Genomic DNA, 13,391 nt, shown 5'->3' on the forward strand with positions numbered 1-13,391 from the left:
GATTCCGTGAGGGTACGGGCGCAGGGGGAACGATAAGACGGTTTTATCCGGAATAACAATGTTGTGATCTTCTGGAGACCGCCGCGCCTCTGTTGCGTTACGGCGGAGGGCGGATGTGGAACGGTACAAACGGTCATAAGGGTATGGAAAATACCTAAGCGGGTATTCGGTCATCCGCAATTTAAGTTTCAATCGCCAAATGGAGCTCCAGGTTCTCAGGCTGCCCGTGGCACAGGAGGCATTTGGGTGGCTATGGTCGGTGTTCTTCACTGGTAGAGGTGTGCTCGAATTGTCGTTAGTGCGGCTAATTCGGCCAGCGAGTTCACGCCGAGAGGCAGTCGTCGGTGAGTTCGGTGAGTACAGACAGAACCCGGGACGCGGGCAGCGGACTCCGCCTGCGCAACTGGCGGGTGCGTTCCCGGCTGGTCGCGCTCATCCTGATCCCGACCGCCGCCGCGGTGCTGCTCGGCGGCGTCCAGGTCGTCGCGTCGATGAGCGCCGCCGCCGACTACCAGCGGGTCAACGACCTGGCCCGGCTCTCGGACCACATCGGCGCCCTCACCCACGAGCTGGCCGAGGAACGTGACCGCACCGCCTGGTTCATCGCCCTGGGCCGCCCGGAACGCGGCGTGAAGGGGGTGCGCGACCAGATGGACGCGGTGGACTCCGTCTCCACCCGCGTCCGGGACGGCGGCGTCCTGCTCGGTGACGCGGCGGGGGGCCGCACCGGTGACGAGATCCGGGCCGCGCTGGCCCGGCTGGAGGCCCTGGCGCCGTTGCGCGACCAGGCGCTGGAGGGGAAGCTGCTGCCCGACGCCGCCGTCGACGCCTACACCCTCGTGATCGCCGACCTCCTGTCCCTCCACGACGAGCTCGGCAAGGGCAGCTCCGACGACCTGCTGTTCGGCCAGGCCCTCACCCTGGACGCCCTCGCCCGGGCCAAGGAGAACCTCTCCCTCCAGCGGGCCCTGCTCTCGGTGGTACTGGTCACGGGGCGCTTCGAGCAGGAGCAGATGGAGAAGTTCCTCGGCGCGCTCTCCTCCGAGCAGAACGAGCGCCGGGCCTTCGCGGCGGAGGCGGGCACCGCCGAACGGCGCTTCTTCGACGAGACCGTCAACGGGCTCACCGCCGACCGGGCCGACTTCCTGCGGGAGCTCGTCCTGCTGCGCGCCTCCTCCGGAGCATCCCTCAAGGGACTGGACCTGGCCCAGAAGGACGACGCCCGGGAATGGTACGAGGCGGTGTCGGTGACGATCGACCGGATGCGCGCCGTCGAACAGCGGCACGCCGAGGGGATCGTCATCCGCAGCCAGGAGCTCGGCGACGCCGAGCAGAACCGCGCCCTGCTGGTCGCCGGATCGGTGGCGGGGCTGCTGCTGGCCGTCCTGCTGATCACCACCGGTGTCGCACGCTCGCTGGTCCGGCCGCTGCGGCGGCTGCGCAGGGAGGCGCTGGAGGTGGCCGGGGACCGGTTGCCCGCCTACGTCCAGCGGGTGCGGGAGTCGGGTGACAGCGAGCTCGCCACCGAGGTGCCGCCGATCGGGATCCTCTCCCGCGACGAGATCGGCGAGGTGGCCCGGGCGTTCGACGAGGTCCACCGCGAGGCCGTACGGCTGGCGGGAGACGAGGCCAGGCTGCGCAACACGGTCAACGCGATGTTCGTCAACCTCTCCCGCCGGAGCCAGACGCTGGTGGAGCGCCAGCTCACCCTGGTGGAGCGGCTGGAGCGCGGCGAGCGCGACGACAACCGCCTGGCCGACCTGTTCAAGCTGGACCACCTGGCCACCCGCATGCGCCGCAACAGCGAGAACCTGCTCGTCCTCGCCGGGCAGGAGGTGGCGCGGCGCTGGCGGCAGCCGGTCGAGGTGATGGACATCGTCCGGGCCGCCCTGTCGGAGGTGGAGAACTACGACCGGGTGGTCACCCGGATCCAGTCGGAGGCGGCCGTCGCGGGACCGGCGGTGAGCGACGTGGTCCACCTGCTCGCCGAACTGGTGGAGAACGCCGTGGCGTTCTCTCCGGGGGAGAGCAAGGTCGTGGTCTCCAGCAGCCGGATCGACGGCGGCGGAGTGATGATCTCGGTGACCGACCAGGGCATCGGGATGACCCCCGAGGAGCTCGCCGAGGTCAACGCGCGGCTGACCTCCCCCCAGGCCGCCGACGCCTCCGTGGCCCGCCGGATGGGCCTGTTCGTGGTCGGCCGCCTGGCGCTCAAGCACGGCATCCGGGTCCAGCTCCGCCCCCAGGACTCCGGCCTGACCGCGATGGTCCTGCTCCCCGAGTCCCTCCTCGCCCCCCTGCCCGGCCCGGCCGTCCCCACCGCTCCCGCCGCCCCCGGATCCGTGTTCGGCGCGGCGCCGGGCTCCCCGTTCGCGAGCGGGCCGCCCTTCCGGGAGGCGCCGGCCGCGGTCCCCCCCGCCGCGCAGGCCGTGCCCTCCCAGACGAGGCCGCCCGGTGCGACCGGTCCCAGCGTGTGGGACCCGGCGGCCCGTGCCGGGACCCGGAGCGGAGACCGCCTCCCTCCGCCCCCCGGTCCGCTCGACCGTTCCACGCCGGCTCCCCGGGACGGGGCGGGGCCGTTCGACCGTCCCCCCGCTCCCTACGGGGAGTCCGGGCCGCTCGGCCGTTCCGCCGCCGGTCCCGGCGAGGAGCTCGGGCCGTTCGACCGCTTCATGACGAGCTCCCGCGAGGTGTCCCGCCCGCCGGAGCGCTTCCTGACCTCCGGTGAGTCGGCCGAGACCGGACCGCTGCCCCGGGTGGAGACCTCGGCGCTGGACTCCGGAGGCGAGTACCTGCCGATCTTCGCCTCGGTCGAGTCCGGCTGGTTCCGTACGGTCGACCGCGCTGCGGACGAGGAGCAGGTCCCACCCGGAGACGCCGCCCCGGCGGCGTCCGCGCCCCCGGCCGGGGACACGTGGTCGTCCCCGGCGGACAGCGGCTGGCAGGCGGCCAGGGCCGCGAGCGACCCCGCCTACGGGGGCCTGACCTCCTCCGGCCTGCCCCGGCGCACCCCCAAGGCCAACCTGGTGCCGGGCTCGGTGACTCCCGCGAGCCCGGCCGGCCCCGTGCCGCAGGCGCAGGTCCGGCCGCCGCTGCCCGGGCAGCCGATCTCGGCCGATCGGGTGCGCAGCCGGTTGTCGAGTTTCCAGCAGGGTGTGCGCCGGGCCCGCAACGAGCTCCCGAACCGGGAGAGCTGAGACATGGCAGGCTCCTACTGGGACGATCCGCGAGGCGGTGCCGCAGGTGCCGCCGGTCCCGGCGGCGACATGCCCGCCGGTCCGCCGGGCTACGGCCCTCCCACGGGTCCGCCGGGCTACGTTCCTGCCGCCGGTCCACCGGGGTACGGCCCGGCGTCCGGGTACGGAGGACCGCAATCACCCGGGTACGGAGGGCCGCAGGAGGAAGAGGAGAGCTCGCTGGTCCGGATGTACGCCGTCACCGGCGGCAGGACCGCCCCGAGCAGGCAACTGGCCATGGAGGCACTGGTCTCCTCGGCGACCTCCGGCGGCCTCGGCATGTCCTTCACCCGTGAGTACCGCGCGATCAGCGAGCTGTGCCGCCAGGTCCGCTCGGTCGCCGAGGTCTCCGCGCTCCTCGGCGTCCCGCTCGGCGTCGCCCGGGTCCTGATCTCCGACATGGAGGCCGAGGGCCTGGTCCGCGTCTACCACCCTCAGGTCCGCGAGAACGGCCCCGACCTCGGTCTCCTCGAACGCGTCCTCAGCGGCCTGCGCCGCCTGTGACGGGCGCGGATCGTCAGCCCTGCTCTGCCGGCGTGTCGGTGACAGCGTCTACTCTGCGGCGCATGACGATCGCAGCGTGGGCGGGCCTCCCCGCCGGGCAGGCGGGCCGTACCCGGCGCGCGGGGATTCCCCCGGCGGCAGGCGCGGCCCGGTGACCGCCTGGGACGAGGTCCGCGACCTCATCGACGCCGAACACGTCGAGAAGCTCGCCGAACGGCTGAAGAGACTCGACGACGCCGAGCGCAGGCGGATCGCCGGGGAGCTGCCGGGTCATCTGAGGACGGTCCTGGAACGGGCCAGACGGTCCGACCGGGAAAGGCGGGAGGCTCACCGGGAGGCGACGGGGTGGCTGATGCCCTCCCCGACCCGAAGGGACCTCCTGGGGGGCCGGGCCCTGCCGTTGCGACTGGCCGGGGCGGGCACGATGACCCCGAGCGCGCTGACGGCCTGGCTGAACCGGCGCGAGTTCGCCACCTCCTGGTTCCTGGAGCACGACGTCGACGTGCTGGCACGGATGATCGCCTCGCGCCCCGCCGACGTCCGGGCCGAGATCGCGGTACGGCTGACGCATGCGGTCCGCAACGAGGCCGACCCCGGCGCGGTGCTGGCGCTGGAGCTGCTCAGGTGCACCGGGACCGAGCCCCCGGTGCACGACCCGCTGCTTCTCGCCTGGGTGCGGCAGTACATCCAGGCCTCTCCGCAGACGCAGGTCGAGCGGATCGCCGAGGACCCGCTGCTGGACGCGCTGATCCCGAGGATCTTCGAGGTCGAGGGGGTGGGCCGGCTCCTGCGCGACGACTGGTTCTGGCCGGGCATGCTGCCCGAGCTGGCCGCCCGGGGCGCGGTGCGGCGCGAGACCCTGCTGGGGGGCTGCGCGAGCCGGTTCCTGCGCGGAGGTTCCGGCCCCGACCTGCGATTCTTCGTCCGGTTGCACGACGCGCTCGACCCGGCCCCGGCCGAGACCGCCCCCTGGGTCGTCGACTACCTGCGGCTGCTGCCCTCGGCCCCGGGCCCGGTCGCCACGCTGGCGCTGGCCCAGCTCCGGGGCCGCGACCTGGACGCCGATGACGTTGCCGAGGCCGCAGCGGCGCTGCTGTGCCGGCCGGAGGTCAAGCTGGTGCGGACGGGGCTTTCCTGGTTGGAGGAGACGTTGCGCGGAGGGACCGCCGATGCCCCGCCTCCGGTCTCGGCGCTGGCCACGGCCCTGTCCCATCCGTCGCCGGACATCCGGGAACGTGCCGCGCGGCTGGCCCTCCGGTACGGCGACCGCCTCGCCCCCCAAGACCGGGAGACCCTCGCGGAGGCCTCGGATCTCCTGCCGCCCCGCCCCGGCGTGCCCCTCCCCGAGGGCCGGGGCGGAGCGTCCGGCCGGAACACGGCCCCACCGGCGTCCGGCCCGCCGCCGCTGCCTGCACCCGTCCCGGCCGGGCCGCTGCCCGCGCCGCCGGACACGCCCGAAGCCCTGGTGACGGGAGACCTGGACGGCTGGCAGGCGTGCGAGCGGTGGCTGGCCGGTTTCGTCCGGCTGGCGGGAGAGAAACCGGAGGAACTCCGCGTCCTGCTGCCCCGGTGGCTGGACGGTGATCAGCCGCACCTGCACGGCACACAGGCCTGGACGTCGGCCGAGCCCTGGCTGACCACCACCGCCTGGGAGTTCGCCCACCCCCGGGACGAGCGCCGGAGCCTGTCCGAGGCGGGGATGCCCACGCTGGCTCCCGGGCGGCGCCGGCTTCCGAAGCCGGGTCAGGTGGCGCCGCCGCACATGTTCGTGCTGCGGAGGCTCGCCGAGATCCTCACCGCGCTGAAGGCCGGCGCCCTGCCCCCGCTCCTGCTGGCCACCCCGACCCGCGCCAACGGTCACCTCGACCCGGACGAGCTGGTCGCCAGGATCGAGGCGTGCGAGGCGGCGGGAGCCGAACCCCTCCCCGCCGACCTGCAACAGGCCCTGCTCCGGCTGCCCCGCGCCGTCGACCCCGCCGTCGCCGAGCGGGCCGGGCGGTTGCGCTCGGAGGCGGGCCGCACGGCCGCGCGCTGGATGGCCGCGGGCGGCCTGCCCGACCCGCTGGTCGAGGTGCGCTGGTCCTCACCGGAGCACGGGACCGGGCACTCCTCCGGAGACCGGGAGCCCCCGCGCGACGGGGCGCGGATGCGGCCGACGGCACGGGTGACGGCGGAACCCACCGGGCTGGCCCTGGTCGACGAGCTGCTGTCCGGGGAACCGCGCCCACGCGGCGGCATCCAGGACACCTGTGCCCTCCTGCCATGGTGGCCCGCCGTCCTGCCCTCCCACCGGGAGGTCGTCGCCGCCTACCAGATTTCGTACCTGCTCAACGAGTGGAACGGCCCGAGCGGCCACGCCTACGGTCCGGCCGTGCTCGTCGACCCGGACGCCGAGGGCCCGGCGGGGGAGGCGACGGGCCTGGCGCTGGCCCTCCTCCTGCTCCGGGGCGATCCCTCGCGGGGGATCACCGCGCTGCTGGGCCTGGCCGCCCGCGGGGATCTGCCCGCCGCGGAACTCGGCGACCACCTCGCCGAGCTGATCGAACACGCCGGGTTCGAGCCGCGCCCGCTGGTCGCCGCGCTGAGCGAGGCGGCCCGGCAGGGCGCGTACCGCGAGGTGTGGGCGGTCCTGACCCGCCTGCTCCGGGTCCTGATGCCCCGGCCGGGGGAACGCGCGAAGATCGCCCACATCGAGGCCGTCACGCTGGCCGCCGACGTCGCCGGGTGGACCGCTGCCCGGGGCGAGCCCTCGACGGCCGCGCTGGTCGCCGGATACGCCGGGCAGAAGGGCGGCAGCAGGTTCCTCCAGGAGTGCCGCCGCCTCTGCGACCTGCTTTCCCTGCCCTGACGGCTTTCCCCGCCGGCGGCGCCGGCCTCACCGGAGCGCGGTCAACGACGGTCCCGTGAAGGAAACCGGCGGAGCGCGGCCCACGGCGTCATGCGGAGGCTGCCGCCTCGGGGGCCCGCGACCGGCTGAGCCACCACCGGGCGGCGACGAGCTCGGCGACGAGGGTCTCGGTGAGCAGGCGGACGCCGGGGTCGTCGTCGTGGAGGTAGCGGACGGCGGCCTCGGCGCCGGAGAGCTCGCCGCCCACGGTCAGGACGGCCGAACCCCGCTGCCGGATCCAGTCCATGGCCTGCTCGTCGTAGCGGGAGCCGGGGAAGACCAGGGCACGGTAGTCGAGGGTCTTGGTGAGGTAGACGTCGACGTGGGACCAGTCACCGGTCTCACAGGCGGTGGCGGCCCTGCGGGGGCCCTCGCGGAACATCAGGGCCGACTGCTCCGCGGAGGACAGGTGCTCGGCGGGGGCCACGGTGTAGACGCCGTGCGGGCCGTCGAGCAGGTCCGCCGCCTCCTGGAGCCACTGGCCGCGCCGGTCCAGCAGGTCGCCGGTGGCCTCCGCGGCGCGGCGCAGCAGCGCGGGCACGTCGGTGTCGGTGCCGGTGAGGCGGTTGCGCAGGACCATGAGCAGGGCGACCGTGTGCTGGAAGGTCCGGCAGGCGACGCCGCCGCGCTCCTCGCCGGCGAGCATCGGGACCACCAGGTCGGCGCCCTCGGCGATCGCGGAGTCCGGGCGGTTGGTCACGGCCGCCACGGGGGCCCGGCCGCGGTAACGGGCGACCGCGTCGAGGGTCTCGCGGCTGCCGCCGGTGGCGGAGACGGCGACGACGAGGGTGTCCGGGGTCGCCGGGTAGGAGGTCGCGGCGGAGGCGTACTCGGCGACCGCGTCGAACCCCGCCGCGCGCAGGCCGAGGGCGGCCACCCGGGAGGCGTAGCGGGAGCTGCCCATGCCGAGGAAGAGCACCCGCCGGATCCCGGACGGGACCCCCTCGAACGGGTCGGCGCCCTCCAGGGCGTCCGCCAGCCGGGTCAGCGCCTCCGGCTTGGACTCCAGGTCGGCGAGATACAGCTCGGGGTTCACACGTTCTCCTTGTGGGGTCAGCGGTACCAGGAGCGCAGCACGCCCATCGGAGCGTAGCGCCAGCGGGGCAGGTGCCTGGCGGCGTAGATGAGTTCGCGGCACTCCTGCTCGACGGCGAAGGCCCGCAGCAGCCCGCCGTGGAGCAGGTGGGAGTGCCCGCGATCGAGCAGGCGCCCTCTGTAGGCGTCCTCCAGGGAGCGGGTCGCCTCCGCCGCCCACTCCCCGATCACGGCGGAGTCGGCGCCCCGGCGTCTGACCGCGACCTGGCCGGCGTGTTCCAGGCTGGTGGAGAGCTGGGCGAGGTCGCGGGCGGCGGGCTGGAAGAGGTCGGTGTCGGAGACCGTCGGGTTCCCGTCGAAGTCGATCACCGCGTACCCGTCCCGCCAGCGGAGGATCTGGCCCACGTGCAGGTCGCCGTGGATGCGGATCAGCGGGGTCGCGCCGTGGTCCTGGAGGGTGCCGAAGGCGCTCGTCAGGAGGCTCGCGCGGGAGGCCAGCCATTCGCCGTCCTCGCCGTCGGTCAGCTCCAGGGCCTCGCGGAGCGCGCTCTCGGCGCGGGCGAACCAGGCGGGGCGGGGTCGCGAGAGCCGTACCGGGTCGGTGAAGACCGCGGAGGGGGTGGCCAGGGCGACGTGCAGGTCGGCGGCGAGCACGCCCAGGTCGCCGGTGAAGGCCGTACGGCCGGCGGCGGCCTCGTCCACGCACCACTCCCAGCCGTCGCGGGCGTCCGGCAGGTAGGCGGTCACCAGGGCGAGGAGCTCCCCGTCACGGGACAGGGCCGCGTACGGCTCCGCCGTGGCGGTGAAGCCGGCCGAGACCAGATGGGCGAACATCTCGGGAGCCGGATGGGGGAGCGGGGCGGGAGGGGTGAGCCACTTGACGACGAGGGTCTCGCCGACGATCACGGAGTGGTTGGTCTGGTCGCTGTCGAAGCCGCGTTCGGCCGCCCCGGGCGGCACCTCGGGGAGCGGACGGAAGAGCCGGACGGCGTACGGAGGGGGGACGGCCGAGGTCAGGGCGCCGACGAGTGCGGCGGTCCGCCCGTCGCCGGCGCGGGGCACCGTGGAGAGCAGTTCCCATGCTGAACGTGGGTTCAAGAAACAGATCGAACTTCCATGTGACGATGTCGTGAAAAGTGTTGCCGATGTTGATGTTGCCTGCAACACTCCTGCTTTGGTCTGTCGTGTCCGTAACGGCCGAACCATCCCATAATCTGAATTTTGAAGGAGTAGCGGCCGTGTCCCGTTCCCGGTACACCCGTCGTCTTCCGGCTGCCGCTCTGGCCGCCGGTCTCGCGCTCGCGGTCTCGGCGTGCGGCGGGGAGGCCGCCGACCCGGCAGCGCCCGCCGCAAGCGCTTCCTCCGCGCAGCTCAACCCGAACGCCGACCTGTCCAAGCAGAGCGTCACCATCTCGGTGTGGGACGGCTACACGCCCAAGGAGCTGCCCCAGGAGATCAAGGAGAAGCTCAAGGTCGACCTGAAGGTCACTCTGCACGCCACCAACGAAGAGATCATGGCGAAGCTCACCGCGGGCGCCGACACCGGTCTCGACGTGGCCTTCGTCTCCGGCCAGTACGCCCAGGCCCTCAACGAGGCCGGCCTGCTGGAGCCGATCCACCCCGAGCTGATCCCGAACCTGGCCAACCTCTACCCCGAGGCCAAGGAGCTCTCCTACGACAAGGGCAACACCTTCTCGGTTCCCTACACCTGGGGCACCACCGGCATCTGCTACCGCACCGACCTGGTGAAGACGCCGCCGACCAGCTGGAACGACATCCTCAACCCGCCGGCCGAGGCCAAGAAGAAGGTCACGATGATGACCACCGAGCGCTGGCTGGCCCTGCCCGCCCTCAAGGTGCTCGGCTACTCGGTCAACACCCGCAGCGACGAGGAGCTGGCCAAGGCCAAGGAGAAGCTGCTCGAGGCCAAGCCGAACCTGCTCGCCTACGACGACACGACGTTCGGTGCGCGCCTGACCAAGGGCGAGGCCGCGATGGTCGTGGCCTGGGACGGCTGGTGCCCGACCTCCGAGGAGAACGTCAAGTTCGTGATCCCCAAGGAGGGCAGCGACCTCTGGGTCGACACCATGGTGGTGCTGAAGTCCTCCAAGAACAAGGAGGCCGCGCACGCGTTCATCAACCACATCCTGGACCCGAAGGTCCACGGCTGGGCCGCCTCGAACATCCTCTACAAGGTGCCGAACAAGGCCGCGATGGACATCGTCGACGCCGACCTCAAGGCCAAGAACACGCCGCTGCAGATGACCCCGGCCGACCTGCTCCAGGGCGAGTCGATCATCGACCTGGGTGAGGACTCGGTCAAGTTCACCAAGCTCGCGACCGAGGTCGCGGCGCAGCAGTGACACGTTCCACCGTCTCCGGCGCGACCGCGGCACCGCGGTCGCGCCGGTCGCGTGCGCCGGGGAGGCTGGCCTTCCTCGGCCCCGGCCTGGCCTATCTGATCGTCCTGCTGCTGGTCCCGCTGGCGCTGCTCCTCAGCTACACGGTCTTCCGCCGGGGCCGTTTCGGCGGCGTCGTCTACGAGGTGACCGGGGAGAACTTCACGCGGCTGCTCGACCCGCTTTATCTCGGCGTCATCGCCAGTTCACTGAAGCTGGCCACCATCGCCACGGTGATCGCCCTGCTGGTCGGCTACCCGACGGCGTACCTGATCGCCCAGCTGCCGCGGAAGTGGAAGACCGTCGCGCTGGTCGCGATCGTGCTTCCCTTCTGGACCAACTTCCTGGTCCGCATCTACGCCTGGATCGTGCTGCTCAGCGGTCCCGGGCTGGTCAACTCCACGCTGGAGGGCCTGGGACTGGGGCCCTTCGAGTTCCTCTACAACCAGGGCACGATCGTCACCGGGCTGGTCTACTCCTACCTGCCGCTGATGGTCCTCCCGCTCTACGCGGCGATCGAGAGGCTCGACCCGCAGCTCCGCGAGGCCTCGGCCAACCTCGGTGCCCGGCCCGCGCGCACCTTCGTCTCGGTCACGCTGCCGCTGACGCTGCCCGGAGTGGTCACCGGGTGCCTGTTCGTCTTCGTGCCGAGCTTCGGCAACTTCATCATCCCCGAGCTGCTCGGCGGCGGCCGGTCGATCATGGTCGGCAACCTGGTCAGGGACCAGTTCCTCAAGGCGCGCGACTGGCCCTTCGGCTCCACGCTCGCGCTGGCGCTGCTCGCCGTACTGGTCGTCCTGCTGCTCCTGCAGGCCTGGAGTGCCCGTCGTGCGTAGATCCCGCCTGCTGTACGTCCCGTTCTACGCGACCTACCTCTTCCTGTACGCGCCGATCGCGGTGCTGGTCGTGATGTCGTTCAACTCCGGCGACTCGCCGTACTCCTTCGAGGGCCTGAGCCTGAAGTGGTACGGCGAGCTGGCGGGCAACGCCGGCATCCGCGACGGCCTGGTCAACACCCTGGTGGTGGCCGCGGGCTCGACCGTCCTGTCCACCGTGCTGGGCACCCTGCTGGCCGTGGGGCTGGCGCGCCACAGCAGGTCGAAGGTGCTGGACGCGATCGGCGTGCTCCCGGCGGTCCTGCCCGACCTGGTGCTGGCCATCGGGCTGCTGGTGTTCTACGCCTCCGTCAAGATGACCCTGGGCCTGCACTCGGTGCTGCTGGCGCACACGGTCTTCGGCATGGCGTTCGTGGCGGCGGTGGTCCGCACCCGGCTCACGCACTGCGACACCTCCCTGGAGGAGGCCTCCCGCGACCTGGGGGCGAATGCGGTGACCACGTTCTTCCGGATCACCCTGCCCCAGCTCGCGCCGGGCATCACCGCCGGCGCGCTGCTGGCTTTCACGCTCTCCGTCGACGAGTTCGTCATCGCGTTCTTCACCGCGGCGCCGACCGAGCCGACCCTGCCCATCGTCATCTACTCAATGGTCCGCTTCGGGGTCACCCCGGAGATCAACGCGCTGGCCACGCTGCTGCTCGCCGTGAGCTTCACCGTGGTGATCGTGGCCCAGCGGATGACCCGACTGACGGAGTCCCTTTCCTGATGCTGCAGATCACAGGTGTCAGCCGCCGGTTCGGCGACGTCACGGCGCTGGCGGACGTCTCGCTGGAGATCCGCCAGGGTGAGTTCTTCGCGCTGCTCGGCCCCAGCGGCTGCGGCAAGACCACGCTCCTGCGCATCCTGGCCGGGTTCGAGTCGCCGGACGCGGGAACCGTCACCCTCGACGGCGCCGACCTGCTGGGCCAGGCCGCGCACCGCCGCCCGGTCAACCTGATGTTCCAGTCCTATGCGCTCTTCCCGCACATGACCGTAGCCAAGAACGTCGCCTACGGCCTGGAGCGGGAGAAGCTGCCGAAGGCGGAGATCCGGGATCGGGTCGGTGAGGTGCTGGAGAAGGTGGGCCTTTCGGCGATGGCCGGGCGCCGACCGCAGCAGCTGTCCGGCGGCCAGCGCCAGCGGGTCGCGCTGGCCCGCGCGATCGTCAAGCGGCCGCGCCTGCTCCTGCTCGACGAGCCGCTGTCGGCGCTGGACAAGAAGGTGCGCGCGGAGATGCAGCTGGAGCTCAAGCGGCTCCAGCACGAGGTCGGCATCACCTTCGTCGTGGTCACCCACGACCAGGAGGAGGCCATGTCGCTCGCCGATCGGATCGCGGTCTTCAACGCCGGCCGGGTGGAGCAGGTGGACGAGCCGGTGGCGCTCTACGAGCGCCCGCGCACCCCGTTCACCGCCGGTTTCGTGGGGGCCAGCAACCTGTTCGCGGGCCGGGCGTGCTCGGCCGGCCTGGCCGCCGACGGCCTGGGCGTGCTGCCGGGCGCCTCTGACCTGCCGGACGGAACTCCCGCGCTGCTGGCCGTACGGCCCGAGCGGCTCCGGCTGGGCGTCGGACCGGGCGGCGCGTCAGGCGGCGGGCCGGGGGGCGCAGGGGCGCTGCGCGGCGAGGTCGCCGACGTGAGCTTCTACGGCGGGGTCTCGCACGTCTCGGTCGTCGTCCCGGGTCGCGCGGAGCCGGTCCTGGTGGCCACGCAGGGGGCCACCCAGGTGCGGGCGGGCACCCGCGTGGTGCTGTCCTGGGCACCCGGGGACGGGGTGCTGGTCCCTCAATGAGACGTCTTCAACGCGTTGCCCGTGGCCGTCCGGGCGTAGGACAGGATGAGCTCCGCCGCCTCCTCCGGTCCGATCACCGGGTGGCGGGCCGTTATGCGGTAACCGTACGCATCCTCGAGCGCGACCAGGTTGCGCGCGACGACCTGGGAGTCGTCGGTCAGCGTGAAGATCCCCAGCACGCTTCCGGTCTCCAGGATGCTCTGGTACATCGAGACCTGACGGTCGTAGAGCGTGGTGAGCAGCAGCGCGTACATCCGGTTGCGGGAGGCGGCGCCGCCGAGCTCGTTGAGGAGCCGGACGTCCGGGTCGTCCGGGCCGTGCGGCAGACCCGAGCGGATGGTCACGACGAGCTTCTCGGCGGGGTCGCGCATGCCGCTGATCCGTTTGAGGCGCAGCTCGTAGAAGCGTTCCATGCCGGCGTGGTGGGCCTCCACCAGCAGCTCGCTGAGGTTGGGGTAGTGGTAGAGCACCGCCCCGGAGGTCAGCCCCGCCTCCTCGGCGACATGGTTGAGACCGACCCCGTCCGTGCCGTGCCTGATGATGGCACGGCGCGCCGCGTCGATGAGATCCACACGCCGATCCGACCGGCTCTTGCGCGCCATATTTCCCCGTTCATTCACACTCAAGATTTATGCCGGGGTCCATAGTGACCGTTGTCCGGCATTTC

10 protein-coding genes are annotated in these 13,391 nt (G+C 72.3%); 7 read left to right on the top strand and 3 right to left on the bottom strand.

Annotation, left to right across the window (positions count from 1 at the left end; all coding sequences use genetic code 11):
• Positions 1–353 precede the first annotated feature (353 nt).
• From HS041_RS11810 to HS041_RS39985, 3 genes are all read left to right on the top strand, one after another.
• Positions 354–3,197 (top strand): sensor histidine kinase, encoded by a 2,844-nt coding sequence (locus tag HS041_RS11810; protein ID WP_307845248.1) that lies wholly within the window; start codon positions 354–356, stop codon positions 3,195–3,197.
• 3 nt (positions 3,198–3,200) lie between these two features.
• Positions 3,201–3,740 (top strand): DUF742 domain-containing protein, encoded by a 540-nt coding sequence (locus tag HS041_RS39980; RefSeq protein WP_307845249.1) that lies wholly within the window; start codon positions 3,201–3,203, stop codon positions 3,738–3,740.
• Between the two features lie 151 nt (positions 3,741–3,891).
• Positions 3,892–6,588 carry a DUF7824 domain-containing protein gene (locus HS041_RS39985; protein ID WP_196440506.1) on the top strand — a complete coding sequence of 899 codons (2,697 nt, stop codon included), beginning with the start codon at positions 3,892–3,894 and terminating at the stop codon, positions 6,586–6,588.
• 88 nt (positions 6,589–6,676) lie between these two features.
• Here HS041_RS39985 and HS041_RS11825 read toward each other — a convergent pair whose 3' ends face one another.
• The gene (locus tag HS041_RS11825) at positions 6,677–7,663 is read right to left on the bottom strand and encodes an SIS domain-containing protein (RefSeq protein ID WP_196440507.1); all 987 of its coding nucleotides are present in this window, start codon (positions 7,661–7,663) and stop codon (positions 6,677–6,679) included.
• Between the two features lie 17 nt (positions 7,664–7,680).
• Positions 7,681–8,760, bottom strand: coding sequence for a hypothetical protein (locus HS041_RS11830; RefSeq protein WP_196440508.1), 1,080 nt, complete (start codon positions 8,758–8,760; stop codon positions 7,681–7,683).
• A 140-nt stretch (positions 8,761–8,900) separates the two neighbouring features.
• Between HS041_RS11830 and HS041_RS11835 the strand changes: the two genes are divergently transcribed.
• Genes HS041_RS11835 through HS041_RS11850 form a run of 4 tightly spaced genes read left to right on the top strand, consistent with a single transcriptional unit; the run spans position 8,901 to position 12,724 of the window.
• A complete protein-coding gene (locus HS041_RS11835) occupies positions 8,901–10,025 on the top strand; it encodes a polyamine ABC transporter substrate-binding protein (RefSeq protein WP_196440509.1) in 1,125 nt (374 codons plus the stop codon).
• On the top strand, positions 10,022–10,897 hold the full coding sequence (locus HS041_RS11840; protein ID WP_196440510.1) for an ABC transporter permease: 876 nt from the start codon (positions 10,022–10,024) through the stop codon (positions 10,895–10,897). The genes HS041_RS11835 and HS041_RS11840 overlap by 4 nt, the downstream gene beginning before the upstream one ends.
• Positions 10,890–11,663 (top strand): ABC transporter permease, encoded by a 774-nt coding sequence (locus tag HS041_RS11845; protein ID WP_196440511.1) that lies wholly within the window; start codon positions 10,890–10,892, stop codon positions 11,661–11,663. The genes HS041_RS11840 and HS041_RS11845 overlap by 8 nt, the downstream gene beginning before the upstream one ends.
• Positions 11,663–12,724: an ABC transporter ATP-binding protein gene (locus HS041_RS11850; protein WP_196440512.1), complete on the top strand. Its 1,062-nt coding sequence runs from the start codon at positions 11,663–11,665 to the stop codon at positions 12,722–12,724. Before HS041_RS11845 ends, HS041_RS11850 begins: the two co-directional genes overlap by 1 nt.
• Here the strand turns inward: HS041_RS11850 and HS041_RS11855 are convergent.
• On the bottom strand, positions 12,718–13,296 hold the full coding sequence (locus HS041_RS11855) for a TetR/AcrR family transcriptional regulator (protein WP_307845250.1): 579 nt from the start codon (positions 13,294–13,296) through the stop codon (positions 12,718–12,720). The two genes, HS041_RS11850 and HS041_RS11855, sit on opposite strands and share 7 nt — an antisense overlap.
• Positions 13,297–13,391: the final 95 nt, after the last annotated feature.

It is taken from the genome of Planomonospora sp. ID67723, assembly GCF_015711605.1.
In the GTDB taxonomy this organism is placed as follows: Bacteria; Actinomycetota; Actinomycetes; order Streptosporangiales; family Streptosporangiaceae; genus Planomonospora_A.

Excerpts from the sequence above, each read along its gene's own strand:
- HS041_RS39980 (WP_307845249.1), top strand. The coding sequence starts at position 3,201 with ATGGCAGGCTCCTACTGGGACGATCCGCGAGGCGGTGCCGCAGGTGCC.
- HS041_RS11850 (WP_196440512.1), top strand. The coding sequence starts at position 11,663 with ATGCTGCAGATCACAGGTGTCAGCCGCCGGTTCGGCGACGTCACGGCG.